A 26,007-nucleotide genomic window follows, 5' to 3' on the forward strand; every position below is an offset into this window, starting at 1 on the left:
GTCGGCGGGGAAAATGGGGTATGCTTTTCCCAGGAGGTGGAACCCATGGCAAACGAGGAGAAGAAGGATTTCAACGCCATGCTGCACCGGAACAACGGGATGCCCAGAATCCAGACCGTCACCGATGAGGCGACGATCCGCACCTATGGGGGGAGCCGGATGCTCCTGGCGCCCCCGCTGGCCTATGACGCCCTCATGCGCCGCGTCCCCGCAGGGAAACTGACCACCACGGGGGAGCTGCGGGCCTGCCTGGCCCGGGAGAACGGCGCCGACTTCACCGACCCCATGACGGCGGGGATCTTTGTCTCCATCGCCGCCTGGGCCAGCCATCAGCGTTCCGAGGACAAGATCCCCTACTGGCGCACCCTGAAGGCGGGCGGGGAGCTCAACCCCAAATACCCCGGCGGCGTGGAGGCCCAGCGGGCCAGGCTGGAGGCCGAGGGCCACACCGTGGTGCAGCGTGGGCGGAAAAACCTGCGCTATTACGTTCAGGACTATGAGAAGGCCCTCTATCCCCTGTAACAGAGGAGAAAGCCGGACGGAGATCGGGAATCCCTGATCTCTGCCCGGCTTTTTTAGGCAGTCCCCTCCGGCAGGATGTCCACCACCACCAGCTCCGGCCGGTTGAAGAGCCGGGGGATGCGGGTGCTCTCCCGGGCCAGCCCCCGGCTGACAATCATCGTGGTGTCCCCGTCCAGCGCATAGCGCCCGCCGGCATACCGGGGGAACAGGCCCTGGTTGGGGGCGATCAGGCCGTTGATCAGCCCCGGCAGCCGCCACTGGCCCCCGTGGGCGTGGCCCGCCAGCACCAGATCGAAGCCCCGGCCGGCATAGTCCTCCACCCGCTCGGGCCGGTGGGTCAGCAGGATAGAGAAGGCCTCCCCGTCCTGGGCGGCGGTCACCGCCTCCAGCTGCTCCCGCCAGGCTTCCTCTCCCACGTTGGGATCGTCGATGCCGCCGATGCGGAGGGTCTGCCCCGCCGCGGTGACGGCGGCGCTCTCCCCCTCCAGCACCACGGCCCCACGGGCGCGGAGCAGTTCCCTGACCTCCTCCACCCGCCCCGTCCAGAACTCGTGGTTGCCGGTGACGTAGTACACCGGCCACACCTCCGCCAAGGCCTCCACCGTGGTCAGGGCCCGCTCCTCGGGCATCCGGGGATCGTCGTCCACGATGTCGCCGCACAGCAGCACCAGATCCGGGGACTGCACCGCCACCGCGTCCAGCAGGTTTTTCTGCCCCTCCCCGTAGGCGCAGGCGTGGAGATCCGTGAGCACCGCCAGCCGCACCGGCGTGCTCACCTGCTCGCTCTCTACGACATAAGTACGCACCACCAGCCGGGCGTCCAGCCCGGCCAGCAGGGTCACCCCGGCGGCGGCCGCCAGGCCCAGGGCCAGGGTTCGCTTGGTTTTCTTGGTCATGGTTTTCTCCTTCTGCATTGGTTATCGATAGAACAGGCTCAGTGCCCCGACGGGCAGGTACATACACAACAGGGAGAGCCGCTGCCACAGGCCCTCCCGCGCCACCGCCGTCCCCTGAAAGGCCGGTTTGTCCGCCAGGATGAACAGGGTGAAAAAGCCCGCCGTCAGCACGAAGCACAGCAGGCACGCCGCCCCCGGCACCCCGCGTCCGGCCCGGAGCAGGAGCAGCCCCGCCAGCAGCGGGGCAAAGGTAAGCGCCAGAAAGCCGATGGCGGAGCCGAAGCCGTGAATCCCGGCCGACAGGGTGGTCAGTTCCTTGGTCTCCCCCACCGGGAAGCAGCCGGACAGGATGCAGCCGCCCACGGCATAGACCGCAAGCACCGCCGTCAGCCCCCAGGCCAGGCCGCCGGACACCTCCGTCAGCATGGGACGGAGCCGGAGGGCCCCCGCCAGCACCACCACCCCCAGCACGATCAGCCAGAGGTTATAGACCAGATGGAGGGGCGCCCTCTCACTGCCCAGCACGCTCATGACCTGCATGGTATGGCGGTAGCCCGGGCAGGCCGGGGCCAGCAGAAAGGGCAGGAGAAGATCCAGGGCCAGAAACAGGGGCAGGGCCGTGAGCAGAATGCTATGCCTCATGGCCGTCCCCTCCCCGGAGCCGGCCCAGCCCCTTGAGGATCTTCACGGCCACCTCCTCCATCACGTCGGCCTTGACCACGGCGATGCCCTGCTCCTCGTCCCCCAGCACCAGCAGGGTGTCCCCAGGGCGGATGTCAAAGAGCTCCCGGGCCTCCTTGGGGATGACGATCTGGCCCCGCTCCCCTACCTTTACCGTGCCGAAGATGTGCTTTCCCTTGGGCATGGACATAGTTCCCGCCTCCAAATCATATTTTTCATATTTACACAAAAAGTATATACGTCAGAACGTCTCCTGTCAAGTCCGGGCGCATAATCCGCCCAGCCGCGGCCATACTGAGAGGAGAAACCATCCGGGAGGCCGCGTACATGGTCATCGCCTTTCTGCGCACCATCATTCTCTACATCTTCATCATCGCGGGCATCCGCCTCATGGGCAAGCGGCAGGTGGGGGAGCTGGAGCCCTCCGAGCTGGTGCTGGCCCTGCTGATCGCCGATCTGGCCGCCGTGCCCATGCAGGACTTCGGCATCCCCCTGCTCACCGGCATCGTGCCCATCTTCACCCTTTTGTGCCTCACCATGGCCCTGTCGGTGCTCACCATGAGGAGCGTACGGTTCCGGGCCCTGATGTGCGGCAAGCCCAGCATCATTGTGGAGAACGGCAAGCTCCACCAGCTTGAGATGCAGAAGAACCGCTTCACCGTGGACGAGCTGATGGAGGAGCTGCGGATGCAGGGGATCACCGACCTCACCACCGTGAAGTACGCCATTCTGGAGACCAACGGGCAGATCTCCGTCCTCACTCGGGCGGAGGAGCGGCCGGTGACCGCCAGGCAGATGGAGCTCCACCCCAAAGACGGGGGCCTGCCGGTGGTGATCATCAACGACGGCCGGGTGCTCACCCGCAATCTGCACAGCCGCGGGCTGGACGACACCTGGCTGGACAGGCAGCTCAGGGCCCACCACGTGCGCCGCAGCTCCGACGTGTTCCTGCTGACGGTGGACGAGCAGAACCAGGTCTATCTGGCGGAGAAGGAGGGGAAGCGGTGAAGCGGCTGTGGATCGCGGGCATTTTGCTGTGCGCCCTGCTGGGGGCCACCCTGGCCAACGCCTGGTATCTGGGGCATCTGACCGGGGAGCTCACCGCCGCGCTGGAGGAGTCGGAGGCCCTGGCGGAGGCGGGGGACTGGGCGGGGGCCCAGGCCGCCACGGAGGCGGCCTTCCGGCGGTGGAACAACCACGAGACCTACCTGCACATCCTCCTGCGCCACGCGGACACCGACCTGATCTACGCCGGGTTCCAGGAGGCACTGGAGTACCTGGACTGCCGGGAGGGGGGAGAGTACTCCGCCGCCAACGCCCGGCTGCTGCTGCGGCTGGAGCTGCTCAGCGGGGCGGAGCGGCTCACCCTGAAAAACGTGCTGTAGCGGTGGTTGACGGGAGGGGCAAAACCCGATAGAATGGTGGGTGAAAGGAAGGTCGATACCCATGAGCACACCCACCGTATTCCTCTATAACCTGGACAACCCCCGGGGGGCCAAAATTCGCAGGCTGTGCCTGCCCCTGGGCCTGCGCACCGCCCTGGTGCCCAGGGAGTCCTACGGCCTGCCCCTGGGGGAGCTGGCCGCCGGAAAGCAGCCCGAGGCCCCCTATGGCGGAGAGGGCTTTGACGACGAGATGATGGTGCTCTCCGACTGCCCCGGCCGCCTGCTGGATCTGCTGCTCCAGTCCTTCCGGCGGAACAAGGTGGCCCCGGTGCACCTGAAGGCGGTGCTCACCTCCACCAACCGGGAATGGGACTCCGTGGCCCTCCACGCCGAGCTGTGCCGGGAGCGGGAGGCCATCCGGGCCGGTCAGGCCGCCGCCCACCCCCAGAAGCCGCTGTGAAGCTGCTCATCTCCCCCGCCAAGAAGATGCGGGCGGATACGGACTTCCTGGCCCCCAAGTCCGTCCCTGCCCTGCTGGAGCACGCCCGGGTGCTGGCGGACTGGCTGAGAGGGCTGGACTACCCAGCCCTGAAAAAGCTGCTCTCCTGCAGCGACACCATCGCGGAGCTGAACTTCCGCCGGTATCAGGAAATGGACTTTGGCCGGGCCAATACCCCCGCCCTGCTGGCCTATGACGGCATCCAGTACCAGTATATGGCCCCCCAGCTCTTCACCGAGGCACAGTTTGCCTACGTGGAGACCCATCTGCGCATCCTCTCCGGCCTGTACGGGGTGCTGCGGCCCTTTGACGGGGTGACCCCCTACCGGCTGGAGATGGGGGCCAGGCTGAAAACCCCCTTCTGCAAAAGCCTCTACGACTTCTGGGGGGACGGCCTTTACCGCGCCCTGACGGCGGACGGCACGGACACCCTGGTCAACCTGGCCTCGGAGGAGTACGCCAGGGCGGTGCGGCCCTGGGTCTCCCCGCCCGTGCGGTGGATTCACGTGGTGTTCGGGGAGCTGGACGGGGATAGGCTGGTGGAGAAGGGGGTCTACGTGAAGATGGCCCGGGGGGAGATGGTGCGCTTCCTGGCCGAGGGGGGCGCGGAGACGCCGGAGGCCATGAAGGACTTCGACCGCATGGGCTACTCCTATGCCCCGGAGCGCTCCGACGACACCACTTATGTTTTTCTGCGGGAGAACCGCCCGGGGAGGTAGCCATGGAACGTCTGCTCTGCCTGCTGGCGGGCTATGTCTGCGGCGGGTTTCTCACCGCCGAGCTGGTGGCCCGGCACTGCACCGGAAAGAGCGCCGCATACCTGGGCACCGGCAACCCCGGCATGGCAAATCTGGCCCATGAGCTGGGAAAGGGCTGGGGCGCGGTGGTGCTGGCCGGGGACATCGCCAAGACCGCCCTGGCCTGGCTGCTGTGCCGGGCGCTGTTCCCGGGGCTGGGGGCGCTGGTCGGGCTGTGGAGCGGCCTGGGGGCGGTGCTGGGCCACAACTTCCCCGCCTGGCGGCGCTTCCGGGGCGGCAAGGGGGTGGCCGTCACCTGCGCCGCCCTGATCCTCTCCTCCCCCCTGTGGGGCACCCTGGCCTGCCTGATCGGGCTGGCGGTCACCCTGCTGTCGGGGTGGCTGCCCCTGGGGGCGGTGGTGATCCCCGCCCTGTTCGTCCCCCCGGCCTTCGCCTTTGACGGGCGGGAGGCCGGCCTGCTGGCCCTGATCCTGGCCCTGGTGATGCTCTCCCGCCACATCCGGGGCCTGGGCCGCATCCTCCGGGGGGAGGAGGCGCGGAAATTCCGGCGGCACTGATCAAATCAGGTACCTTTTCCCCTGTGTTTCATCCAAGAGGATTGCAAATAGGAATGAGAAAAGGAGGCTCATGAGATGAAAAGACTGCTCACCCTGTCCCTGGCGGCCCTGCTGGCCGTCGCCCTGGCCGGCTGCGGCTCCAAAGGCGCCAAGCCGGTGATCTACCTCTACCCGGAGGAGGAGACGGAGGTGACCGTCACCCTGGAGCTGGACGGGACGTTCACCTCCACCTACCCGGACTACGGGGAGGGCTGGACGGTGACCGCCGCCCCCGACGGCACCCTCACCGACCCGAACTCCGGCCGTACTTACTACTGCCTGTTCTGGGAGGGCATCATCGACCGGCAGTTCGACCTGTCCGCCGGCTTCTGTGTGGCGGGGGAGGACACCGCCGCCTTCCTGGAGGACGCCCTGGCCCGGCTGGGCCTGACCGAGCGGGAGGCCAACGAGTTCATCATCTACTGGCTGCCGAGGATGGAGGGCAACCCCTACAACCTGATCTCCTTCCAGACCGACGCCTACACCGACGCCGCGGAACTGACCATCGACCCGTCCCCCGACACCCTGATCCGGGTGTTCATGACGTGGAAGGGCCTGGAGCAGCCGGTGGAGATACCGGCCCAGGAGCTGACCGCCCCGGCGCGCACCGGCTTCACCGCCGTGGAATGGGGCGGCGCGGAGCTGGGCAAATAAGTGAATTGACCCAGAGAAGCCGCCGGGGCCATTTGCCCCGGCGGCCTGTCAGACTGTCGAAAAACCTCCCAAAGAGAAGGCCTCGCAGAGTTCCGTCATCCGCACTGCGCCCGCAGGCGCGTTTCGAGGCCAACCGCCGCTTGCGGCGGCTCTTAGGCCGAGATGATGACGGAACAAAATCAATATCCGTCATTTCCGGCGACATGCGCGTCGGAAATGACACTTCTCATGGCGGAAGGGGTGACAATTTCACAAGAAATCGAGTCCCTTCCGCCATGCAGCCTTTCTCGAAAAAGTGGCTTCGTCCACTTTTTCGACACTCCAAGGCCGCCGGGGCCATTTGCCCCGGCGGCATCTTTGTGCTATCATATACCTATCACTTCAAGGACAAGAGGGATTCCGCCATGCACAACGAACTGACCAAGAAGGACATTCAGATGATGAGGGAGGAGCTGGACTACCGCCGGATTCAGCTCCGGCCCCAGCTGCTGGAGGCGGTGAAGGAGGCCCGGGCCTTCGGGGATCTCAGCGAGAATTTCGAGTACAAGGCCGCCAAGCAGGAGAAGAACCGCAACGAGAGCCGCATCCGCTTCCTGGAAAACATGATCAAGACCGCCGTGGTGCTCCCCGAGCCGGAGGAGAGCGACGGGGTGGCCCTCTACGACAAGGTCACCGTCTTTCTGGAGGACGAGGGGGACACGGAGGTCTACCAAGTGGTCACCACCATGCGGCAGGACGCCCTCCACGGCCTGATCAGCAAGGAATCCCCCCTGGGGAAGGCCCTGCTGGGCCGCAGGGTGGGGGAGAAATTCCACATCCAGGTCAACGACAAGTACGGCTACGACGCGGTGGTGAAGGCCATCGAGAAGGGGGCCGACGACGGCTCCGTGCCGCTGAACCAGTTCTGAGCGGCCTTCCTTCATACCCAAAACGGCGGCGCCCGATGCTCGGGCGCCGCCGTCTCTGTCCGGCTTTGTGCCTGCCCGGAAGTCCACGAGGTCTGTCCCGGGATCTCCCTGGTTCAGGATGCGTGCTTCTCAATCACCTGGCGAACCAATTCATCCACTTCCTCGCGGCTGAACTCGTTGAGCTGGCCGCCGCCGGCCAGCTGCAGGGCCTCGTTCAGGATATCCATCCAGTTGAGCTTGGACGCGCCCCATGCGTAGTCAATGTTGTCCTCCGCCCTGTGGATGAGGTCGTACTCCGTCTCGCCGGTGGTCAGGTTAAAGAGGAACACATAGCTGTCAGTCACCATGCCCCCCAGGGAGTTCATGGCCTTCACCATGATGCTCACCGCGTAATACTCATCGGTATCGCTGAAAACAGCGTCTGACAGGCCGGTACGGTCATAGTAGCCATGGCAGATCCGCAGCACCTCCATGCTGGAGGGCACCTTCAGCCGGGTATAAATATAATCCAGGCCGATCTGGGCCAGCCCCATGGCATCCACCTCTGTGGGGGCCGCCTCCTGATAGGCGGGCCTGCCCTCGGCGGGCAGGAACAGACGGTAGAGGCGGAACATGGTCATGATGCTCTGCTCTCTGCTGTAAGAGTCCTGGGGCTTGAACTGGTTGCTGCCCACCCCGTTCATGATACCGCTGTTCTCCATCTTGGCCACGGCGTCGGCCGCCCAGGCGGAGACGCTGGAGGCATCGGCAAAGCCGCTGGTACCGTTCCCCTGCAGGATGCGCAGGGAGGCCCGGTAAGTCCGCTCCAGCATGGTGGCCGCCTGCTCCCGGGTGAGCTCTCCGTCCGGGTTGAAGGCGCCGTTGCCCACACCCTGGACGATCCCCAGCCAGGCCGCCTTCCGCACGTTCAGATCATCAGTGTCGGTAAACGGCTCCTCCGCGGGGAGCTCCTCGCCTGCGTACTTCTCGATCAGGGTCACTACCAGGGCGCAGAAGTCGGCCCGGGTGGTGGTATCGGTGTAGCGGGACTGGAGGGACTGGGGCACAATGCCCGCGTCGATGGCCAGGCCCACCTGATCCCTGGCCCAGGAAGAGGGCTGCTCCCCGGTGAAGGTATGGGCAGTGGTCTCCGCCGCCACCGGGCACTTGAAGTGAACCACATATACCACGCCGCTTTCATTCTTCACCGCCTGGGCCTTTTTCCAGGAGGGGATGACAAAGTGGTCGTCCCCCTTGGAGTATACCGCCTCTTCCAGGCCGTACTCGTCGGTATACACCCGCTTGGCATAGCCGCAGGTGGAAAAATAATAGCGGAAGGGCATGGTCAGGTAATCAAAGAGCAGCTCCTTGTCGTTCTCATAGTCTTCCACCAGATTAAGGCCCGCCTCAAAGTGCTGCGTGAGCATCCAATAGTAGTCTGCGTAAACCTCTGTGGCACCCCTGGGGATGTCCACGCCGGCATCGTAGGGATCCTTCAGGGTGCCGTGCATGAAAACTTCCTTGTAGAACGCGGGATAGAGCATATACTCCCATCCGCTGTCCTGGAAATATTTCCGGCCTTCGTCGCTGACTCGGAGGTTCCAGTTCTCCATGTCCTGATAGATGGGCCAGGTCTTGGCCTCCCCGGTATCCTCGGCGAACTTCTCCGTCATCTTGGAGTAGTCCACTTCCCCCTCCGCCGCCAGAGCCGCGCCAGGCAGCAGGCCCGTGCACAGGAGCAGCGCCAGAGACAGGGACAGCACCCTTGCCAGGAACTTCTTCCTTTTCACAAAGCATACCTTCCTTTCATTACAGTTAATGCTATCCTCTGTATACCAGATTTTATAATCCATTACAATAAGCCGGCTGCATAGCATTTACATAAAACAGAGAGGCGCCCCGCAAAAGGGCGCCTCTCTGTTTGGATCGGGTATTTATTCGTACAGGGGGTACTTGGCCGTCAGCCGGGCCACCTCCGCCCGAATCTCGTCGGCCTTGGTCTCGAAGCCGGTGGCGGTCTGCCACATGAGGCGGGCGATCACCGCCATGTCCTCCTCCTTGAAGCCCCGGCTGGTGGCGGCGGGGGTGCCCACCCGGATGCCGCTGGTGACGAAGGGCTTCTCCGGGTCGTTGGGGATGGCGTTCTTGTTGACGGTGATGTTCACCTCGTCCAGCCGCTTCTCCATCTCCTTGCCGGTGAGGTGGGCGGGGCGGAGATCCACCAGCATCAGGTGGTTGTCCGTGCCGCCGCTCACCAGGTCGAAGCCCTCGGCCATGAGGGCCCGGGCCAGGGCGGCGGCGTTCTTGACGATCTGCTGCTGATAGGTCTTGAACTCCGGCTTCATGGCCTCCCCCAGGGCCACGGCCTTGGCGGCGATGATGTGCTCCAGAGGGCCGCCCTGGCTGCCGGGGAAGATGGCGGAGTCGATCTTCTTGGCCAGCTCCTCCTTGCAGAGGATCATGCCGCCCCGGGGGCCCCGGAGGGTCTTGTGGGTGGTGGTGGTCACCACGTCGGCGTAGGGCACCGGGGAGGGGTGGAGCCCGGCGGCCACCAGGCCGGCGATGTGGGCCATGTCCACAAACAGGTAGGCCCCCACCTCGTGGGCGATGTCGGCAAAGGTCTTGAAGTCGATGGTGCGGGGGTAGGCGGAGGCGCCGGCCAGGATCATGCGGGGCCTGTGCTGTTTGGCCAGATCCCGCACCTGGTCGTAGTCGATATACCCCTGGTCGTTGACACCGTAGGCCACGATGTTGTAGTTCTTGCCGGAGAAGTTCACCGGGGAGCCGTGGGTCAGGTGGCCGCCGTTGGCCAGATCCATGCCCAGCACCGTGTCCCCGTGGTCACACAGGGCGGCGTACACCGCGTAGTTGGCGTTGGCGCCGCTGTGGGGCTGCACGTTGGCATGCTCCGCCCCGAAGAGCGCGCAGGCCCGCTGCCGGGCGATGTCCTCCACCACGTCCACGCACTGGCAGCCGCCGTAGTACCGCTTGCCGGGGTAGCCCTCGGCGTACTTGTTGGTGAGCACGGTGGCCGCCGCGGCCAGCACCGCCTCGCTGACAAAGTTCTCCGACGCGATGAGCTCGATGTTGCGCCGCTGCCGGTCGTACTCTGCCTGGACGGCGGCGCCCACCTCCGGATCCTGCCCGGAGAGGAACTCCATAATCTCCTTGACCAAATCTGCCTCCACCTTTCTCTCATGGTTCTCGGGTTTTTAGCCTGTTTCGTTCATTATACAGAATCTGCCTCTGAATTACAATCTCCCGTTCTGAAAAAAGGCTCTCGTTTTTTGCCGCAATCTGTGCTATATTGTCTAAGAGGTGATTCGATGAAAAGCCACGAGGATGTCGTCGCCATCGTGGAGGAGCTGAAAAGGCTCTACCCCGACGGCCTCTGCTCCCTGCAATATCCCAAGCCCTATGAGCTGCTCTTCTCCGTCCGCCTGGCCGCCCAGTGCACCGACGAGCGGGTCAACATGGTCACGCCCGCCCTCTTTGCCCGCTTCCCCACCCTGGAGTCCCTGGCGGAGGCCGACGTGACCGAGGTGGAGGAGTATATCCGCTCCACCGGCTTCTTCCGGGCCAAGGCCCGGGACATCGTGGCCGCCGCCCGCATGCTGGTGGACGAGTACGGCGGCAAAGTCCCCGACACCATGGAGGAGCTGCTCAGGCTCCCCGGCGTGGGGCGCAAGACCGCCAACCTGATTCTGGGCGACGTGTACCACACCCCCGGCGTGGTGGTGGCGGACACCCACTGCATCCGCATCACCGGCCGGCTGGGCCTCACCGACGGCACCAAGGATCCCGGCAAGGTGGAGGAGCAGCTGCGCCCCATCCTGCCGCCGGAGGAGTCCAACGACTTCTGCCACCGGATGGTTCTCCACGGCCGGGCGGTTTGCATGGCCCGCAAGCCGGACTGCCCCAGCTGCACCCTGCGGCCCTGGTGCGACTTCTTTGTCCGCTCGCAGGGCTGACCGCCGCCGGAGAGAGATGGGAGAATGAGAGAGATGCGGGAATCTCCACAGCTGGGCAGCCTCAGGCTGCTGGTGCGTTTTATCATCCTGTCCGCCCTTCTGTCCGCCGGAGCCGCCGCCCTCTGCGTCCTGACCGCGGCGCTGGCGGGCCGGCTCAGCCCGGGGCCCGCCGTCTGGGCCGCCGCCCTGGCCGTCCCGGCGGCCTTCGGCGCGGTGACGGCCCTGCTGGCGGGGCGGTATTTCAACCGCCGGTTCCGCCGGCTCCGGGACAGCTTCCAGACCATCATCGACGGGGATCTGTCCGTCCGGCTGCCCGTTGAGGGGAGCGGCGCCTTTTCCGCGGCCTATGCCGACTTCAACCGCATGGCGGAGGAGCTTCAGAACGTCCGCGCCCGGCGGGATGAGTATGTCAACACCTTCACCCACGAGTTCAAGACCCCTCTGACCGCCATCCGCGGCTTTGCCGAGCTGCTCCAGGAGCCCGGCTTTACCGAGGCGGAGCAGAAGAAGTACCTCCAGATCATCGCCAGCGAATCCACCCAGCTGGCGGAGCTTGCCAACGACGCCCTGCTGCTCACCAAGCTGGAGACCGGGAACCTGCCTGTGTCCCGGACGACCTTCTGGCTGGACGAGCAGGTCAGCCACTGCCTCCTGCTGCTGGAGGGCAGCGCCAGAGAGAAGGCGCAGACCCTCACCGCGGACATCGCGCCGGTGGAGTTCACGGGCAGCGTGGAGCTGCTCCCCCACGTGTGGAACAACCTGGTGGGCAACGCCATCAAATACACCCCCAACGGCGGACACATCCGGGTTTCGCTGCAGCGGCAGGGGGACACGGCGGTGTTTACCGTTGCCGACGACGGCATCGGCATGTCCGACGAGGTGCGCAGCCACATCTTCGACCGCTATTACCAGGCCGATCCGTCCCACACCCGCCGGGGCATCGGCCTGGGCCTGCCCATCGTCCACAGCATCGTCTCCCTGTGCGGCGGCCGCATCCAGGTGGAGAGCACCCCCGGAGCGGGGAGCACCTTCCGCGTCCTCCTGCCCGGCGCCGGGACAACGGAGGCCGCCAGGGCATAACCCCGGCGGCCTTCACGGAAAATTGGGGCTTGACAGCGCCGGAAAAGCATGGTAAGGTTAGAGCATCGGTTAGCAATTGCTAACCGATGCTCTAACCTTAATAGTTAGCTTATACTAACCATCGAACGGAGATGAAGCCATGACCCTCGAACAGGCCCTGATTGAGCACTGCTCCCCCACGCTGGTGGGCCTCAAGCCCGCCAGCCTGTTCCGCTTTCAGCCCGCAGACACCCGGGAGTTTGTCCGCGCCTTTCTCGCCCTCCGCTCCCAACTGGAGGGCGCCGGCCTGCGGCTGGTGATCCTCAGGGGCTGCCGCCGGACGGGCGCCTACCTGCTCTACCTGTACCGGGAGCGGGCGCTGACGGAGCTGCTGGAGGGCCGGGCCCACCAGGCGTTCCTGCGCTCCATGGGCTACGCTCCCTGGACGGGCCTGCGGGACTGCCTGCGGCAGCTGGCCTCCCGCCTCTGTCTCCAGGCGGAGTTCCCCCACGAGATCGGCGTCTTCCTGGGCTATCCCCTGGACGACGTGAAGGGCTTCATCCGCCACAAGGGGCGGAACTACACCTACTGCGGCTGCTGGAAGTGCTACAGCGATCCCCAGGCGGCCAGGCGGCGGTTTGAGGGCTTCCGCCGCTGCACCGAGACCTTCCGCCGCCGGTACGCGGCGGGCACCCCGATCATTCAGCTCGTGGTAGCTGCTTGATACAAGATTTTATGCCAACATCACAGTTCAGAAAGGATGACACACAATGGGCAAGATTGCAATTGTCTACTGGAGCGGCACCGGCAACACCGAGGCCATGGCAAACCTGGTGGCGGAGGGGGCCGGCGGCAGCGCCGACCTGTTCACCCCCGACCAGTTCTCCCCCGACCAGGCGGCGGGCTACGCCGCCCTGGCCTTCGGCTGCCCCTCCATGGGGGCCGAGCAGCTGGAGGAGGCGGAATTTGAACCCATGTTCGAGTCCGTCAAGCCCAGCCTGGGCGGCAAGACCATCGGCCTGTTCGGCTCCTACGGCTGGGGCGACGGCGAGTGGATGCGCACCTGGGCGGCCGACTGCGAGGATGCGGGCTGCAGCCTGGTGGGCGAGCCGGTGATCGCCTGCGGCGCTCCGGAGGGGGACGCCGCCGACGCCTGCCGGGAGCTGGGGAAGGCCCTGGCCGCGGTATAACAGGCAGAACGAACGGGACGCGCTGCACCTGTGCAGCGCGTCCCGCAGGCTGCCGAGAAACCTCCGTGAGGAGAAGCCTCGCAGAGTTCCTGCGGCCACAGCCGCAGGAATACAATTAAAATCCGTCATTTCCGGGGACATGCGCCTCGGAAATGACACTTCTCATGGTGGAAGGGGTGACTTTTTCGCAAGAAAACGAGCCCCTTCCGCCATGCGATCTTTCTCGAAAAAGCGGCTTTGCCGCTTTTTCGACACGCTGGGACGCGCTGCACAGATGCAGCGCGTCCCGTTTTTGTCTATTGCCGTCCCAGGGGCCGGTACACCGTGGCGTACATGGTGAGGATGCAGGCCAGGCCGCCCAGCACATTGGAGATGGGCTCGGCCAGGAACACCCCGTTCACCCCTATGCCCAGGGCGGGCAGCAGCAGGGTCAGGGGGGCCACGATGAAGGCCTTGCGCAGCAGGGAGAAGAACACGGCGTTTTTGGAGCGCCCCAGCCCCACAAACACCGACTGGCCGATGAACTGGAAGGACATGCAGAAGAAGGCGGCGAAGTAGATGCGGAAGGCGGGAATGCCGGCGGCGATCAGATCCGCCTCGCTGTTGAAGATACGGATGAGCAGCTCCGGCACCGCCATCACCAGGGCCCAGGCGGCCAGGGAGTAGCCCACGGTGAGCACGGTGGTGAACCGGATGCCCTCCCGCACCCGGCCGTACTCCCCCGCGCCGTAGTTGTAGCCCAGCACCGGCTGGCAGCCGTTGGTGATGCCCTGCACCGGCATGGAGACCACCTCCCGGACGGAGTTGATCACCGTCATCACACCCACGTACAGGTCGCCGCCGTATACCTGGAGGGAGGCGTTGCACAGCACCTGCACCAGGCTGTTGGTCATGGACATGGCAAAGCCGGAGGCCCCCAGGGCCAGAATCCGCCGCACCCGGGCCCACCGCAGGCGCAGGGCGGCCGGCCGCAGCCGGAGGATCACCCGCCGGCCGGTGAGGAAGCACAGCACCCACACGGCGGAGCAGGCCTGGGAGATCACCGTGGCCAGGGCGGCCCCCCGCACCCCCATGCCCAGCAGGAAGATGAAGATGGGATCCAGCACAATGTTCACCACCGCCCCCAGGGCCACCGTCAGCATGCCCATGCCGCTGAACCCCTGGGAGTTGATGAAGGGGTTCATGCCCAGGCCGATCATGACAAAGACCGTTCCCAGCACATAGATGGTCAGATAGTCGTTGGCGTAGGGGAAGGTCACGTCGCTGGCCCCGAACAGGTAGAGGATGGGCCGCCGGAACGCCAGGCACAGCACCGTCAGGCCCGCGCCGAAGAGGAGCAGCAGGGCAAAGGAGTTGCCCATGATGCGCTCGGCCTCCCCGTTCTCCCCCCTCCCCCGGTGGATGGAGCACAGGGGCGCGCCCCCCATGCCGCACAGGTTGGCAAAGGCCATGAGGATGGAGATGATGGGCAGGCACAGGCCCAGCCCCGTCAGGGCCAGGTGGCCGGGCAGGCGGCCCAGATACATCCGATCCACCACGTTATACAGGATGTTGATGAGCTGGGCCACCGTCATGGGCAGGGCCATGTGGACGATGTTGCGGGCCATCCCACCTCTGGAGAAGTCATTCTGTCCCGGATTTGCCGTAATTGCTCCCCCTCTCCGCTTTCTGCACACACTTTTTCGTATTGTACGCCATTTTCCCCCGCTTTGCAAGGCCGGAGCGGGGTGTACAGACAGGGGTTGACATGTCGGGGGAGCTATGGTACTATTTCGGATAGTCCGTTTTAGTAAAATATGATTTCAGATAATTGAGGTGATCCCTATGTGTGACAGCCGGGAGAAGAATACCGGCCTGGACGCCCTGAATGAGGCGTTTATGGAGCTGGATCGGGCCTATGTCCAGCTGGCCAGGGCCTGCGGCCTGTCAGAGGCGGAGTTCTGGTGCCTGGTGGCTGTCCGCCACGGGGCGGAGACCCAGCGGGAGATCTGCGAGCAGTTCAGCCTCAGCCCCCAGACGGTCAACTCCGCCTTCAAGCTGCTTATCCGGAAGGAGCTGATCCGGCTGGAGCCCTACGCCCACAACCAGCGCAGCAAGCGGGCCGCGCTGACGGAGCGGGGCCGGGCCTTTGTGTCGGAGCGCGTGGCCCCGCTGGAGGCTCTGGAGGCCGAGGCCTGGGATTCCCTGTCCCGGGAGGAGCAGGCGGTGCTGATCCGGCTCCTGCGCCGCTTCAGCTCGTCCATGGCAGAGCGGCTGACGGTTCCGCCGAAGCCACGCCCGCCGGCGGAGCCGTGAGTCCGGCCGCAGGGGCAGGGCCCCCGGCGGCTGTCTGAAACCTTTTTGTTGAGAGGAGCATTCCCCCATGAAACTGATCCTGCGCTTCCTCAGGCCCCACTGGAAGCTGACCCTGCTCACCGTGGTGCTGCTGGTGGTGGAGATCACCGGCGGCCTGTTTATCCCCACCCTGGTGGCGGAGATGCTCAACCTGGGCACCTCCGGCGCCACCTTTGAGGCGGTATGGCACACCGGGGTGAAGATGGCGGTGGTATCCCTGGCCGCGGGTGGGTGCGCCGTCCTGGGAGGCTACGCCTGCGCCACCCTCTCCGCCCAGGTGGGCAAGGAAATGCGCCAGGCCATCTACGCCAAATCCCTGGCCCTGTCCATCTATGACTTCCGCCAGTTCGGCACCGCCTCCATCACCACCCGCACCATCTCCGACATCACCACCATCCAGTTTGCCCTCACCAGCACCCTGCAGATGATCGTCCCCGTGCCCATCATCTGCGCCATCGCCCTGGGGCTCACCTTTGGGCTGGACGTCCAGATGGGACTGATCCTGCTGGCTGTGGTGGTGCTGATCCTGCTCATCGCCTTTTTCATCATCCGGGGGGCCGCTCCCCTGTTCCGCCGTCTGCAGAAGCTGCTGGATCGGATGAGCACCATCCTGCTGGAGAATCTCACCGGCGTGCGGGTGGTGCGTGCCTTCAACAATGAGGCGCGGGAGGAGAGCCGCCTTATCACCGCCTTTGCCAACTACGCGGCCACCTCCATCAAGGCCAACCGCCGCTTTGCCAATCTGGACGGCCTGGCCTTCTTCTGTATCAACTTCTTTGTGGTGATTGTCTACTGGGTCAGCGGTGGGCGCATTGCCGCCGGAAAATTCCAGATCGGCGACATCACCGCCGTCATCGAGTACTCCATCCTGGTCATGTTCTTCCTGATGATGGCCCAGCTGGTGATCCTGATCCTCCCCCGGGCCCTGGAGTGCTGCGAGCGTGTCCGGCTGGTGCTGGATCACAGCCCGGAGATCACCGATCTTACCGACCAGGCCCCGGCGGAGTCCCACCCCGCCGAGGTGCTCTCCTTCCGCGACGTGTCCTTCCGTTTCCAGGATGCGGAGGAGGATACCCTAAGCCACCTGGACTTCGTCTGCCGCCGGGGGGAGACCACCGCCATCATCGGCGGCACCGGCAGCGGCAAGTCCACCGTGGCCTCCCTGATCCTCCGGTTCCACGATGTCACCGACGGCTCCATCCAGCTCAACGGCACCGACATCCGTGACATGCCCCAGGAGTACCTGCGCTCTCACCTGGCCTATGTCCAGCAGAAGGCGTGGCTCTTCTCCGGCACCATCGCGGAGAATCTGCGCTACAGCCGCCCCGACGCCACGGAGGAGGAGCTGATGCACGCCGCCGACGTGGCCCAGGCCGGGGACTTCATCCGCTCCCTGCCCGACGGGCTCAACTCCTTTGTGGCCCAGGGGGGCACCAACTTCTCCGGCGGCCAGAAGCAGCGGCTGTCTATCGCCCGGGCTCTGGTGAAGCGCCCGGAGCTGTATATCTTTGACGACAGCTTCTCCGCCCTGGACTTCAAGACCGACGCCGCCCTGCGGCGCGCCCTGGCGGCCGAGACACAGGATGCGGCGGTGGTGATTGTGGCCCAGCGGGTCAGCTCCATCCGCCACGCCCACCAGATCGTGGTGCTCCACGAGGGTAAGATGGCGGGCATCGGCACCCATGAGGAGCTGATGGAGACCTGCCAGGTCTACCGCGAGATCTACGAATCCCAGACAAAGGAGGCCCGGGAAGCATGAGCGCCCAAGTTCAAAAGAGGCCGGGCACCGTGGTACGCCTGTTTGCCAATCTGAAAGGGCAGCGGCTCCGCCTGGGGGTGGTGGCCGTATCCATCGTCATCTATGTGGCCCTGTCCATCTGGAACCCCATGTACAGCGCCATTGTCATAGACCACCTGTGGGCGACCATCCAGGCCTGCTGGCGGGAGGGGGCGGCCTTCACCTTCGCCGGCGGCCTGGGCCGGGAAATGGCCCAGCTCACCGTCCAGTACCTGTTCACCTGGCTGTTCTACTATCTCCAGTCCTATCTGATGGCCAGCGTGGCCGAGAGCCTGGTGCTCTCCCTGCGCAGCCAGGTGGCGCAAAAGCTCAACCGCCTGCCCCTGCGCTTCTTCGACCAGAACAAGGCCGGCGAGATCCTCAGCCGGGTCACCAGCGATCTGGACAAGATCTCCGAGGTGCTCCAGACCGGCCTGCTCAAGCTGATTGTGGCCGTGGGCACCATCATCGGCTCCCTGATCGTCATGTTCTGCTACAGCCTGACCCTCACCGGCATTTTCCTGGTGTTCATGGTCATCGGCATCGGCATCACCAACGTGGTGGCCCGCAGGAACCTGGCCTGCGCCGCCCAGCGGCAGGAGACCATCGCCGTCCTCACCGGCGTGGTGGAGGAGTACTACCACGGCCGGGATGTGATCAAGGCCTACAACCACGAGGCCGACAGCATCCGGAAGGTGTCCGAGGCCGCCGAGGCCAACCGGGCCGCCAACCAGAAGGCCGACTTCCTGATGTTCTGCGTCAACCCCCTCATCCGTATGCTCAACCGGCTGGGCCAGGTGGTGATCGCCGTGATCTCCGGCTGGGCCATGCTCAACGGCACCATGACCGTGGGCGTGGTGCAGGCCTTTTTCCAGTATATCAACCAGACCGCCGAGCCCCTCACCGAGGCGTCCTATATGATCAACTCCCTTCAGTCCGCCTTTGCCTCCGCCAAGCGCACCTTCGAGCTGCTGGATGAGGAGGAGGAGATCCCCGACCCCGCCTCCCCCGCCGTGGTGGAGAACGCCGTGGGCCGCGTGGCCTTCGAGCACGTCAGCTTCGGCTACGAGCCCGACCGCCTGCTGATGCACGACATCAGCTTTGAGGCAAAGCCCGGCCAGAAGATCGCCGTGGTGGGGGCCACCGGCGCGGGCAAGACCACCCTGATCAACCTGCTCATGCGGTTCTATGAGGTCAATGGCGGCCGGATCACCCTGGACGGGGTGCCCACCGCCGCCATGAGCCGCGCCGGCCTGCGGCACAACTTCGGCATGGTGCTCCAGGACACCTGGCTCTTCGGCGGCACCGTGGCGGAGAATATCGCCTACGGCCGCCCCGACGCCACCCGGGAGGAGATTGTGGCCGCCGCCAGGGCCGCCAAGGTGGACTACTTCATCCGCACCATGCCCCAGGGCTACGACACGGTGCTGGACAACGATGCCGCCAACCTCTCCGCCGGGCAGCGGCAGCTGCTCACCATCGCCCGGGTGTTCCTGTGCGACCCGCCCATCATCATCCTGGACGAGGCCACCTCCAGCGTGGACACCCGCACCGAGGTGGAGATCGGCAAGGCCATGAAAAAGCTGATGGACGGACGCACCAGCTTCGTCATCGCCCACCGCCTGTCCACCATCCGGGACGCGGATTTGATCCTCTACATGGAGCACGGCAACATCATCGAGCAGGGCGACCACCAGACCCTGCTGGCCAAGGGCGGAGCCTACGCCGCCCTCTACTACAGCCAGTTTGAATAGGCGGCCGGCAAAAAATGCCCGGACGGGAAATCCGTCCGGGCATTTTGACGCTCAGGTGGCAATGGGATAGGCACCGGTGAAGCAGCCGTCGCAGAAGCCGCAGGCGGCGTCGGGGGCGATCTGGTGCAGGGCCTCCAGACTGAGGAAGCCCAGGCTGTCCGCGCCGATCAGCGCCCGGATCTCCTCCACCGAGTAGCGGCAGGCGATCAGGCTGTCCTTGTCTGGGATGTCGGTGCCGAAGTAGCAGGGAGCGATGAAGGGGGGCGCGGAGGAGCGCATGTGCACCTCCCTGGCCCCGGCCTCCCGCAGGAGGGTGACAATCTGCCGGGAGGTGGTGCCCCGGACGATGGAGTCGTCGATCATCACCACCCGTTTGCCCTCCACGCAGCTCTTCAGGGGGCCCAGCTTGATGCGCACCGCCTGCTCCCGGCTCTGCTGGCCGGGGGTGATGAAGGTGCGGCCGATGTAGCGGTTCTTCACCAGGCCCACGCCGTAGGGGATGCCGGACTCCTGGGCGTAGCCCATGGCGGCGTCCAGGCCGGAGTCGGGCACGCCGATCACCACGTCGGCCTCCACCGGGTGCTCTTTCGCCAGGAAGCGGCCCGCGTTGCGCCGGGCCTCGTGAACCGACTGGCCGCAGAGCACCGAGTCGGGCCGGGCGAAGTAGATGTACTCGAAGATGCACAGGTGGCTGGAGGCCGCCGCGCAGTTCTCCCTGATGGAGCGCACCTCCCCGTTGTGAACCACCACGATCTCGCCGGGCTCCAGCTCCCGCTCGAAGGCTGCCCCCACCGCGTTGAGGGCGCAGGTCTCGGAGGCGAACACCACCGCGTCCCCCCGGCGGCCCATGCACAGGGGCCGGAAGCCCCAGGGATCCCGGGCGGCGATGAGCTTCTGGGGGGACATGACGATGAGGGAGTAGGCCCCCCGCAGGCCCTTCAGTGCCTGGCACACCGCCTCCTCCGCCGAGCCGCAGCGCAGCCGCTCCTGGGCGATGGCGTAGGCGATCAGCTCCGAGTCGGTGGTGGTCTGGAAGATGGCTCCCCGGTACTCAAAGGCGGTGCGCAGCTCCGCCGTGTTCACCAGGTTGCCGTTGTGGGCCACCGCCAGGGTGCCCTTGACGTACTTCAGGGTCAGGGGCTGGGCGTTCTCCCGGCGGACGCCGCCGGTGGTGGAGTAGCGCACGTGGCCCACCGCCAGGGTGCCCCCCAGCTCGTCCAGCTTCTGGGCGTCGAACACCTCCCCCACCAGGCCCAGATCCTTGTGGAAGCGCAGCTCCAGCCCCTGCATGGTGGCGATGCCGCAGGCCTCCTGGCCCCGGTGCTGGAGGGCGTAGAGTCCGTAATAGGTGGTGCGGGCGCAGCCGCCGGCCGGGTCATAGACGCCGAACACGCCGCATTCTTCGTGGATTGCCATGGAAATTCACCGCTTTGCTCTAGGATTTGGAATAAAAAAAGTGTATCACGTCTCCTTTCGCCGCACAATTGTGAAATTTACAGGCATTTTCTCCATTTTTATCCAAAATTCCGGCTATTTTACCCCCCAGGCCACCAGGGCGGTGGGGCCAGCCCGGCGGCACTCCGCCCCGTGGAAGGCGGTGGACAGCAGCTCCGCCAGCTCCCGGGCGCTGTAGATGCGCACATCCCCCTCCCGGGACAGGGGGAGCAGCAGGTTGGTCACCGCCCGCACCCCCGCCGGGGCGGTACACTCCCCCAGCAGCAGGATCCCGCCGGGCTGGAGCACCCGGGCGAACTGGGCCAGCACGACCCTGGGATTGGGGTAGTGGTGGAAGGAGTCGCAGCAGAGCACCACGTCAAAGGCCCCGTCGGCGAAGGGCAGGCGCTCCGCGTCCCCCTGCACCAGCTCCACCCCCTCCCCCAGCTTGTGCCGGGCCACGGAGAGCATCTCCGCCGACAGATCCAGCCCGGTGCGGGTCGTCTCCGGGAACCGCTCCCCCACCATCCGCAGCAGCTCCCCGGTGCCGCAGCCCACGTCCAGCACCCGGCGGCGGGGGAGCTGGGCCAGCTGGGAGAGCAGGATGGGGTACAGGCCCCGGGCGTGGCTGCCGAAGCTGGCGGTGTCGTAGGTGGGGGCCTGCCGGTCAAAGGCCCGGCGGGAGTTCTCCTTGTAATCTTGCATGGTTGTCCATCCCTTCGTTGAATTTCAGTCATTGAATATAGTTCACTCGCATGAGGTGAGAGGGCCCCGGCGGGTCTCCCCGGCCGGGGCGGATGGGGGGATTCAGTTCTCCGGCGCCAGAATCCGGTCGGCGCAGCGGCGGAGCAGCGCCACCCGGGTCTCCAGGGGCGTGCCGCTCTCCCCCAGCAGGCCGATCTGCCCGTGGAGCAGGTAGCTGGCCGTCAGCTCCGGGTGCTCCAGGCGCAGCTCCCCCCGGGCGCAGGCGTCGGAGAGCTCCTCCGCCACGTGGGGCACCAGGTACTCGCAGATGCGCAGGTTGAGCTCCGTGTGGAAGGACTGGCTGCCCGGCCGGTGGTAGAAGGCCCGGTGGCGGGCGGTGTCCTCCATCCGGAGGATCAGCTCCGCCATGGCGTCCAGCCGCTGGCGGATGGTGCGGCTCCGGTCGTGGATGATGGGCAGGCCGGCGGCACAGCACTCCTTCACGTACTGCTCCATGGCCTCCTGAAACAGCACCCGTTTGGAGTCAAAGTAGCGGTAGCACAGGCCCTGCACCACCCCCATGCGCCTGGCGATGTCCGCCATGGAGGTGTCCTCGTACCCCTTTTCCGCGAACAGCTCCATGGCCGTGTCCAGAATCTCCTGCCGCCGCACCTCCGGCGGCTTGGATATACGCGCCATTGTTCTCACCTCGGCCCCAGTTTACCATGTCAGTGAAAATAAGTCAATGACTTTTATTCACTCATGACACAAAAAGCCGCCCGCACGGAACCCGTGCGGGCGGCTCAACAGATATTTTACTGCTTCTCAGAGGCGCAGGCGGTGCAGCCGCCGCAGCCGGGGTGGGACTGGCTCCACAGCTTCTCGGCGGTGGGCGTCCAGTTGTCGGCGTAGGGGTGGGTCTTGGCGGTCAGGTGCTCCACCGTCTCGGGGGACTGGGGATCGGTGGAGTGGGCGCCGGTCTCGTTGACCATCTTCTCGATGAACTCCGGGTTCTCCAGCATGGGGCAGGGACGGAGCATGTTCTCGTTGAAGGGCTGGTTGTCATGGTAGGCCATGAACATGGGGGACTGGAGGCACTCCAGCAGGGTCTTCTCCCGGATGTTGGAGTCGGAGTAGTGGATGAACACGCAGGGATCCACGTCGCCGTTGGCGTTGATGTGCAGGTAGCGGCGGCCGCCGGCGATGCACCCGCCCACGTACTCGGCGTCGTTCTGGAAGTCCATGGCGAAGATGCCCTTGGTCTCCCGCATGGCGCGGATGCGGTGGTAGATCTCCTCCCGCTGCTCGGGGTTGGGCATCAGCTCGGGGGCGGCGTCGTTGCCCACGGGCATGTAGTGGAAGAACCAGATGAAGTAGGCGCCCAGATCGATGATCTTGTCGTAGAACTCCTCGCTGGTGATGTCCTTGTAGTTGACGCTGGTGTAGCAGGCGGAGATGCCGAAGGGCAGGTGGTGGCTCTTCAGCAGGGCCATGGCGTCGGTGACCTTCTTGTACACGCCCTGGCCGCGGCGGGAGTCGTTGGCCTCCTCAAAGCCCTCCAGGGAGATGGCGGGGACAAAGTTGCCCACCCGCAGCATGTCCTGGCAGAACTCCTCGTCGATCAGGGTGGCGTTGGTGAAGGACAGGAAGGCTGCGTCGTTGTGCTTCTCGCACAGGGCGATCAGATCCTTCTTGCGTACCAGGGGCTCGCCGCCGGTATAGATATAGAGGTAGATGCCCAGCTTCTTGCCCTGGGTGATGATGGAGTCGATCTCGTCAAAGGTCAGGTTCAGCTTGTTGCCGTACTCGGCGGCCCAGCAGCCGGTGCAGTGCAGGTTGCAGGCGGAGGTGGGATCCAGCAGAATGGCCCAGGGGATGTTGCAGCCGTACTTCTTGCGCATCTCCTCCTGCTTGGGCCAGCCCACCAGGTTGGCGTTCACAAAGAAGTTGTTGAACAGGGTCTTGAGCACGTTGGGATCCGTCTGAGTCCAGACCTTCTCAATCAGCTGATGCCAGCAGGAGTTTTCGTCGTTGATCACGTTGTCGAAGGCCTGGCGCTGGGTGGCCAGCGTCTCAGGGCCGGCAAACTTGTTCACCAGCTCCATCACCTTGGCCATGTTGTTCATGGGATCCTTATCCAGGTAGTCGAACACCTTGGCCAGACCGTAGCGCTTCAGGCTGTCAGGAATCTTCATCTTGTCTTTCCCCTTTCGCGGCATTGCAATACCTTTCATTGTGGCTATGATACCGCGCATCCTTCGGAAGTGAAATAGACAAAATCCGCTTCCTGTCAAAACTTCAGACAAAAACGGCAGTTTGCTTAAAATCAGGCTTGTTTGCAGCTTGTCCGTTTGTTTATTTTTTATATTATCTTATCTTATATTAAAAACTATTTCATGCTCCACTAAGTCACAGGCTAATTCTCAAAGGTCAGAGTCAGGCCGTCATAGAACTCACTGTACAGGATGTTGTACTGTTCCCGCACTGCCAGGGCCGCCTGCTGAAGGGCGGGCAGCGGGGCCTGATAGCCATAGCTGTACACATAGCACCCAGGCCGCCAGCCCAGCAGGGTGCCCCGGCCGGTGACGGCCTCCAGGGGTTCGTCCAAGAAGCTCACCTGGGCGATGCCGCCCGTCTCCGGCCCCAGGGCCGCGCAGTAGAAGAGGACGCTGCCGTCCTCCTGCTCCTGATAAGCCCCGTACTCCGCCCAGCTCTCCGGCAGGGTCAGGGAGAAGCCGTAGGTTTCATTGACATAAACCTCGGAGGGGCCCGCCGTCTGCCCGGCGGCTTCCCGGAGATCCAGGGTTCGGCTGTAGCCCAGAAGTGCATTGCCCCATTCATCCACCGTCCCCTCCGGCGCCGGGAGATATATGTCCATAAACAGCCCGGTGAGCGCCCTCAACTGCTCCGGTGTGAAATCCAGGGTATAGGTCTCTCCCCCCTGCCAGTCGGTGTCCTCCAGATAGGAAACCATCTCCGAGCTGCTTTCGAAGCCGAAGATGTTGATCGTCCACTCCCCCGCCGAATACCCGTCCGGCAATGTAAAGGTCAATACCCCGTTTTCATAGGCTATGCTTCTCTCCACGGCATCCAGCGCCTCCTGGCCGGTCATCAGGCCGTTGGCCGCCCGCCAGAGGGCCAGCAGGTCGATGGTGCGGCCCAGCCGCGCGGCGGTATAAGTGCCCGTGCCGTAGGCCTGGGGCGGGTACGCCTCCAGGGTCAGCGCGGTGACTGTCTGCCACACCTCTGTTGTCATCCCTACCGCGTAGCCCTGCCCCGCCTTCCACGCCTCGTTCTCAAAGTAATGCAGGCTGACCACGCCTTCCTCCGTCTCCGACAAGCCGCTGACAGTGATCTCCCACAGATCCTCCGGGCCGCAGTGCTCCGGGACGGTGAAGGAGATGCGGTCGCCCTCCACCGCGATGCTGTCCTCCAGGGCGTCCAGGGCCTCCTCGGGGGTGAGCTTTGCCTGCTCGCAGGCCACCAGGGAGGTGACCAGCAGGGCGCAGGCCAGGGCAAGGCACACCAGGGCGGCGCTGTTGCGCTTTTTCCGGAACAGGTTGCCCAGACGGGCTTTCAGCTGCCCCTTGCCGCCGCCGAGCCGGGTGGACAGGGGCACCCGCCCCCCGGCGGCGGTGCGCAGGAGCACCGAGCCGTACCGGCGGCGGAAGGCCTCGTCCCGCCCCCGCACCACCGCGTCGTCGCAGCACAGCTCCAGGCTGCGGCCCGCCTCCCGGCCCATCCACCACACCAGGGGGTTGAACCAGTGGACGGTGCGGGCCAGGAGCAGAAGGGCCTGATAGGCCACGTCGTGCCGTTTCAGGTGGGTGAGCTCGTGGCGGAGCACCACCTCCAGCTCCTCCGCCGGCAGCGTCCCCTCCGGCAGCAGGAGCACCGGCCGCACCAGCCCCAGCACCATGGGGGAGGCCGCGTCCGCCGTGCGGAGCAGGGGAGGCGTCCGCCCCACCCCCAGCTCGGCGGCCAGGGCCGCCAGGAGGGCGGTCTCCTCCTCTGAGCCGGGCTCCGCGTCCCGGAGCAGCCTCCGCCGGGCCAGGGCGTAGCCCGCCCCCTGATACACCAGCAGGGCCGCCATGCCGCCCAGCCACAGCCAGGCCCCCAGCTGCGTCCAGGAGAGGGTGCGCACCGCCTCCGGCGCAGCGGGCGCGGGTTCCGCGGCCCCGGCGAATTGGGGAACATCGGACACCGCCGCCTCCGCCCGGGGCCGCACCGCGGCGGGCACGGTCACCGCCTGGGAGGGGGGCAGCTCCACCGTCACCGCCGGCTCCGGCAGAACGAGCTGGAGCGGCAGCACCAGCCGGACGGCCAGCAGCAGCCACAGCACATAGAAGGTGCGCCCGGCGTAGCGGTGGTGGAGCCGGGGGGCCAGCGCCAGCAGGGGCAGCAGCACCAGGGAGACCGTCAGCGACAGGGTAAGCACCCGCAGGAACAGGTTTTCCATACTACCCCTCCTTTTTCAGGGTGTCCAGATAGTCCTCCAGCTCCTTCACGTCCTCCGGCGACAGGGCGCCCCCGTCGTAGAGGGCGGCGGCAAACCGCTTCAGCGACCCGGCGTACAGCTTGTCCAGCACCGTCCGGCTCTCCTGCTTCTCATAGTCCGCCCGGGAGATCAGCGGGAAGTAGCGGTTGGTTCTCCCCTCCTTCCGGCAGGCCAGAACCCCCTTGTCCTCCATCCGCTTGAGATAGCTGTGCAGGGCGCTGGCCGTCAGGGGGCGGGCCAGACCCTCCAGGATCCCCGGGGCCGTGGCCCCCTCCTTTCCGGCCTCCCACACCGCCAGCATGATGTCCAGCTCCGACTCGGGCAGCCGTCCGTCCCGCTTCATGGCCGTCCCCTCCTTTTTCTGCATTTGCAAATTTTCCTGTCTGTATTCTACATTTGCAGAAGATAGTTGTCAAGCATTTATCTGC

27 protein-coding genes are annotated in these 26,007 nt (G+C 65.3%); 15 read left to right on the top strand and 12 right to left on the bottom strand.

The window, feature by feature from the left end; all coding sequences use genetic code 11:
• Positions 1-45: 45 nt before the first annotated feature.
• On the top strand, positions 46-522 hold the full coding sequence (locus B5E42_RS10835; protein ID WP_087239501.1) for an MGMT family protein: 477 nt from the start codon (positions 46-48) through the stop codon (positions 520-522).
• A 53-nt stretch (positions 523-575) separates the two neighbouring features.
• On the opposite strand, the gene B5E42_RS10840 is transcribed toward B5E42_RS10835, so the two are convergent.
• The 3 genes from B5E42_RS10840 to B5E42_RS10850 are packed head-to-tail and all read right to left on the bottom strand — an operon-like array spanning position 576 to position 2,289.
• Entirely contained in the window at positions 576-1,418 is an 843-nt protein-coding gene (locus tag B5E42_RS10840; protein ID WP_087239503.1) for a metallophosphoesterase, read from the bottom strand.
• A 21-nt stretch (positions 1,419-1,439) separates the two neighbouring features.
• Complete coding sequence (locus B5E42_RS10845; RefSeq protein ID WP_087239506.1) at positions 1,440-2,060, bottom strand: DUF998 domain-containing protein; 621 nt, start codon at positions 2,058-2,060, stop codon at positions 1,440-1,442.
• A complete protein-coding gene (locus tag B5E42_RS10850) occupies positions 2,050-2,289 on the bottom strand; it encodes an AbrB/MazE/SpoVT family DNA-binding domain-containing protein (RefSeq protein ID WP_087239508.1) in 240 nt (79 codons plus the stop codon). Before B5E42_RS10850 ends, B5E42_RS10845 begins: the two co-directional genes overlap by 11 nt.
• A 137-nt stretch (positions 2,290-2,426) precedes the next feature.
• Between B5E42_RS10850 and B5E42_RS10855 the strand changes: the two genes are divergently transcribed.
• The 7 genes from B5E42_RS10855 (at position 2,427) to B5E42_RS10885 (ending at position 6,899) form a co-directional block, all read left to right on the top strand.
• Positions 2,427-3,107 carry a DUF421 domain-containing protein gene (locus B5E42_RS10855; RefSeq protein WP_087239510.1) on the top strand — a complete coding sequence of 227 codons (681 nt, stop codon included), beginning with the start codon at positions 2,427-2,429 and terminating at the stop codon, positions 3,105-3,107.
• The gene (locus tag B5E42_RS10860; RefSeq protein WP_087239512.1) at positions 3,104-3,484 is read left to right on the top strand and encodes a DUF4363 family protein; all 381 of its coding nucleotides are present in this window, start codon (positions 3,104-3,106) and stop codon (positions 3,482-3,484) included. Before B5E42_RS10855 ends, B5E42_RS10860 begins: the two co-directional genes overlap by 4 nt.
• A gap of 61 nt (positions 3,485-3,545) precedes the next feature.
• On the top strand, positions 3,546-3,944 hold the full coding sequence (locus B5E42_RS10865; RefSeq protein ID WP_242967103.1) for a DUF3783 domain-containing protein: 399 nt from the start codon (positions 3,546-3,548) through the stop codon (positions 3,942-3,944).
• A complete protein-coding gene (yaaA, locus tag B5E42_RS10870; RefSeq protein WP_087239514.1) occupies positions 3,941-4,702 on the top strand; it encodes a peroxide stress protein YaaA in 762 nt (253 codons plus the stop codon). Before B5E42_RS10865 ends, yaaA begins: the two co-directional genes overlap by 4 nt.
• Before the next feature lie 2 nt (positions 4,703-4,704).
• Positions 4,705-5,298, top strand: coding sequence for a glycerol-3-phosphate acyltransferase (locus tag B5E42_RS10875; protein WP_087239516.1), 594 nt, complete (start codon positions 4,705-4,707; stop codon positions 5,296-5,298).
• A gap of 75 nt (positions 5,299-5,373) precedes the next feature.
• Positions 5,374-5,991: a hypothetical protein gene (locus tag B5E42_RS10880; RefSeq protein WP_087239518.1), complete on the top strand. Its 618-nt coding sequence runs from the start codon at positions 5,374-5,376 to the stop codon at positions 5,989-5,991.
• A gap of 404 nt (positions 5,992-6,395) precedes the next feature.
• Positions 6,396-6,899, top strand: a complete 504-nt coding sequence (locus tag B5E42_RS10885) for a GreA/GreB family elongation factor (RefSeq protein ID WP_087239520.1) — start codon at positions 6,396-6,398, stop codon at positions 6,897-6,899.
• Between the two features lie 113 nt (positions 6,900-7,012).
• Here B5E42_RS10885 and B5E42_RS10890 read toward each other — a convergent pair whose 3' ends face one another.
• Together B5E42_RS10890 and glyA are read right to left on the bottom strand one after the other, a co-directional pair.
• Positions 7,013-8,668 (bottom strand): S-layer homology domain-containing protein, encoded by a 1,656-nt coding sequence (locus B5E42_RS10890; protein ID WP_162613969.1) that lies wholly within the window; start codon positions 8,666-8,668, stop codon positions 7,013-7,015.
• 144 nt (positions 8,669-8,812) lie between these two features.
• A complete protein-coding gene (gene glyA / locus B5E42_RS10895) occupies positions 8,813-10,054 on the bottom strand; it encodes a serine hydroxymethyltransferase (protein ID WP_087239524.1) in 1,242 nt (413 codons plus the stop codon).
• 150 nt (positions 10,055-10,204) lie between these two features.
• Between glyA and nth the strand changes: the two genes are divergently transcribed.
• The 4 genes from nth to B5E42_RS10915 all read left to right on the top strand — a co-directional run bounded on the left by nth (position 10,205) and on the right by B5E42_RS10915 (position 13,098).
• A complete protein-coding gene (nth, locus tag B5E42_RS10900; RefSeq protein WP_087239526.1) occupies positions 10,205-10,849 on the top strand; it encodes an endonuclease III in 645 nt (214 codons plus the stop codon).
• A 33-nt stretch (positions 10,850-10,882) separates the two neighbouring features.
• A complete protein-coding gene (locus B5E42_RS10905) occupies positions 10,883-11,929 on the top strand; it encodes a HAMP domain-containing sensor histidine kinase (RefSeq protein ID WP_162613970.1) in 1,047 nt (348 codons plus the stop codon).
• 139 nt (positions 11,930-12,068) lie between these two features.
• The gene (locus B5E42_RS10910; protein ID WP_087239529.1) at positions 12,069-12,632 is read left to right on the top strand and encodes a DUF3793 family protein; all 564 of its coding nucleotides are present in this window, start codon (positions 12,069-12,071) and stop codon (positions 12,630-12,632) included.
• Between the two features lie 46 nt (positions 12,633-12,678).
• Entirely contained in the window at positions 12,679-13,098 is a 420-nt protein-coding gene (locus tag B5E42_RS10915; protein ID WP_087239531.1) for a flavodoxin domain-containing protein, read from the top strand.
• Positions 13,099-13,394: 296 nt separating this feature from the next.
• Here the strand turns inward: B5E42_RS10915 and B5E42_RS10920 are convergent, their stop codons facing one another.
• On the bottom strand, positions 13,395-14,705 hold the full coding sequence (locus B5E42_RS10920) for an MATE family efflux transporter (RefSeq protein ID WP_087239533.1): 1,311 nt from the start codon (positions 14,703-14,705) through the stop codon (positions 13,395-13,397).
• 217 nt (positions 14,706-14,922) lie between these two features.
• On the opposite strand from B5E42_RS10920, the gene B5E42_RS10925 reads away from it, so the two are divergent.
• The 3 genes from B5E42_RS10925 (at position 14,923) to B5E42_RS10935 (ending at position 18,963) form a co-directional block, all read left to right on the top strand.
• The gene (locus B5E42_RS10925; protein ID WP_087239535.1) at positions 14,923-15,393 is read left to right on the top strand and encodes a MarR family transcriptional regulator; all 471 of its coding nucleotides are present in this window, start codon (positions 14,923-14,925) and stop codon (positions 15,391-15,393) included.
• Positions 15,394-15,460: 67 nt separating this feature from the next.
• Positions 15,461-17,191, top strand: a complete 1,731-nt coding sequence (locus B5E42_RS10930; protein ID WP_087239537.1) for an ABC transporter ATP-binding protein — start codon at positions 15,461-15,463, stop codon at positions 17,189-17,191.
• Positions 17,188-18,963, top strand: coding sequence for an ABC transporter ATP-binding protein (locus tag B5E42_RS10935; protein WP_087239539.1), 1,776 nt, complete (start codon positions 17,188-17,190; stop codon positions 18,961-18,963). The genes B5E42_RS10930 and B5E42_RS10935 overlap by 4 nt, the downstream gene beginning before the upstream one ends.
• A gap of 51 nt (positions 18,964-19,014) precedes the next feature.
• On the opposite strand, the gene purF is transcribed toward B5E42_RS10935, so the two are convergent.
• The 6 genes from purF to B5E42_RS10965 form a co-directional block, all read right to left on the bottom strand.
• The gene (gene purF, locus B5E42_RS10940; RefSeq protein WP_087239541.1) at positions 19,015-20,379 is read right to left on the bottom strand and encodes an amidophosphoribosyltransferase; all 1,365 of its coding nucleotides are present in this window, start codon (positions 20,377-20,379) and stop codon (positions 19,015-19,017) included.
• Positions 20,380-20,493: 114 nt separating this feature from the next.
• Entirely contained in the window at positions 20,494-21,102 is a 609-nt protein-coding gene (locus tag B5E42_RS10945) for a methyltransferase domain-containing protein (RefSeq protein ID WP_087239543.1), read from the bottom strand.
• Positions 21,103-21,204: 102 nt separating this feature from the next.
• Positions 21,205-21,780 carry a TetR/AcrR family transcriptional regulator gene (locus B5E42_RS10950; protein ID WP_087239545.1) on the bottom strand — a complete coding sequence of 192 codons (576 nt, stop codon included), beginning with the start codon at positions 21,778-21,780 and terminating at the stop codon, positions 21,205-21,207.
• 116 nt (positions 21,781-21,896) lie between these two features.
• Positions 21,897-23,276: a radical SAM protein gene (locus B5E42_RS10955; RefSeq protein WP_087239547.1), complete on the bottom strand. Its 1,380-nt coding sequence runs from the start codon at positions 23,274-23,276 to the stop codon at positions 21,897-21,899.
• Between the two features lie 221 nt (positions 23,277-23,497).
• A complete protein-coding gene (locus B5E42_RS10960; protein WP_087239549.1) occupies positions 23,498-25,540 on the bottom strand; it encodes a M56 family metallopeptidase in 2,043 nt (680 codons plus the stop codon).
• Position 25,541: 1 nt separating this feature from the next.
• Positions 25,542-25,946 (bottom strand): BlaI/MecI/CopY family transcriptional regulator, encoded by a 405-nt coding sequence (locus tag B5E42_RS10965; RefSeq protein ID WP_242967104.1) that lies wholly within the window; start codon positions 25,944-25,946, stop codon positions 25,542-25,544.
• Positions 25,947-26,007 lie beyond the last annotated feature (61 nt).

Source organism: Flavonifractor sp. An10 (assembly GCF_002161215.1).
Taxonomy (GTDB): domain Bacteria; phylum Bacillota; class Clostridia; order Oscillospirales; family Oscillospiraceae; genus Flavonifractor; species Flavonifractor avistercoris.

Coding starts and splice junctions, on each gene's coding strand:
- B5E42_RS10910 (WP_087239529.1), top strand. CDS start 12,069: ATGACCCTCGAACAGGCCCTGATTGAGCACTGCTCCCCCACGCTGGTG.
- B5E42_RS10880 (WP_087239518.1), top strand. CDS start 5,374: ATGAAAAGACTGCTCACCCTGTCCCTGGCGGCCCTGCTGGCCGTCGCC.
- nth (WP_087239526.1), top strand. CDS start 10,205: ATGAAAAGCCACGAGGATGTCGTCGCCATCGTGGAGGAGCTGAAAAGG.
- B5E42_RS10850 (WP_087239508.1), bottom strand. CDS start 2,289: ATGTCCATGCCCAAGGGAAAGCACATCTTCGGCACGGTAAAGGTAGGG.
- B5E42_RS10960 (WP_087239549.1), bottom strand. CDS start 25,540: ATGGAAAACCTGTTCCTGCGGGTGCTTACCCTGTCGCTGACGGTCTCC.
- B5E42_RS10925 (WP_087239535.1), top strand. CDS start 14,923: ATGTGTGACAGCCGGGAGAAGAATACCGGCCTGGACGCCCTGAATGAG.
- B5E42_RS10885 (WP_087239520.1), top strand. CDS start 6,396: ATGCACAACGAACTGACCAAGAAGGACATTCAGATGATGAGGGAGGAG.
- B5E42_RS10875 (WP_087239516.1), top strand. CDS start 4,705: ATGGAACGTCTGCTCTGCCTGCTGGCGGGCTATGTCTGCGGCGGGTTT.
- B5E42_RS10840 (WP_087239503.1), bottom strand. CDS start 1,418: ATGACCAAGAAAACCAAGCGAACCCTGGCCCTGGGCCTGGCGGCCGCC.
- purF (WP_087239541.1), bottom strand. CDS start 20,379: ATGGCAATCCACGAAGAATGCGGCGTGTTCGGCGTCTATGACCCGGCC.
- B5E42_RS10845 (WP_087239506.1), bottom strand. CDS start 2,060: ATGAGGCATAGCATTCTGCTCACGGCCCTGCCCCTGTTTCTGGCCCTG.
- B5E42_RS10920 (WP_087239533.1), bottom strand. CDS start 14,705: ATGGCCCGCAACATCGTCCACATGGCCCTGCCCATGACGGTGGCCCAG.
- B5E42_RS10950 (WP_087239545.1), bottom strand. CDS start 21,780: ATGGCGCGTATATCCAAGCCGCCGGAGGTGCGGCGGCAGGAGATTCTG.
- B5E42_RS10955 (WP_087239547.1), bottom strand. CDS start 23,276: ATGAAGATTCCTGACAGCCTGAAGCGCTACGGTCTGGCCAAGGTGTTC.
- B5E42_RS10905 (WP_162613970.1), top strand. CDS start 10,883: ATGCGGGAATCTCCACAGCTGGGCAGCCTCAGGCTGCTGGTGCGTTTT.
- B5E42_RS10915 (WP_087239531.1), top strand. CDS start 12,679: ATGGGCAAGATTGCAATTGTCTACTGGAGCGGCACCGGCAACACCGAG.
- B5E42_RS10935 (WP_087239539.1), top strand. CDS start 17,188: ATGAGCGCCCAAGTTCAAAAGAGGCCGGGCACCGTGGTACGCCTGTTT.
- B5E42_RS10855 (WP_087239510.1), top strand. CDS start 2,427: ATGGTCATCGCCTTTCTGCGCACCATCATTCTCTACATCTTCATCATC.
- B5E42_RS10965 (WP_242967104.1), bottom strand. CDS start 25,946: ATGCAGAAAAAGGAGGGGACGGCCATGAAGCGGGACGGACGGCTGCCC.
- B5E42_RS10945 (WP_087239543.1), bottom strand. CDS start 21,102: ATGCAAGATTACAAGGAGAACTCCCGCCGGGCCTTTGACCGGCAGGCC.
- B5E42_RS10930 (WP_087239537.1), top strand. CDS start 15,461: ATGAAACTGATCCTGCGCTTCCTCAGGCCCCACTGGAAGCTGACCCTG.
- B5E42_RS10835 (WP_087239501.1), top strand. CDS start 46: ATGGCAAACGAGGAGAAGAAGGATTTCAACGCCATGCTGCACCGGAAC.
- B5E42_RS10865 (WP_242967103.1), top strand. CDS start 3,546: ATGAGCACACCCACCGTATTCCTCTATAACCTGGACAACCCCCGGGGG.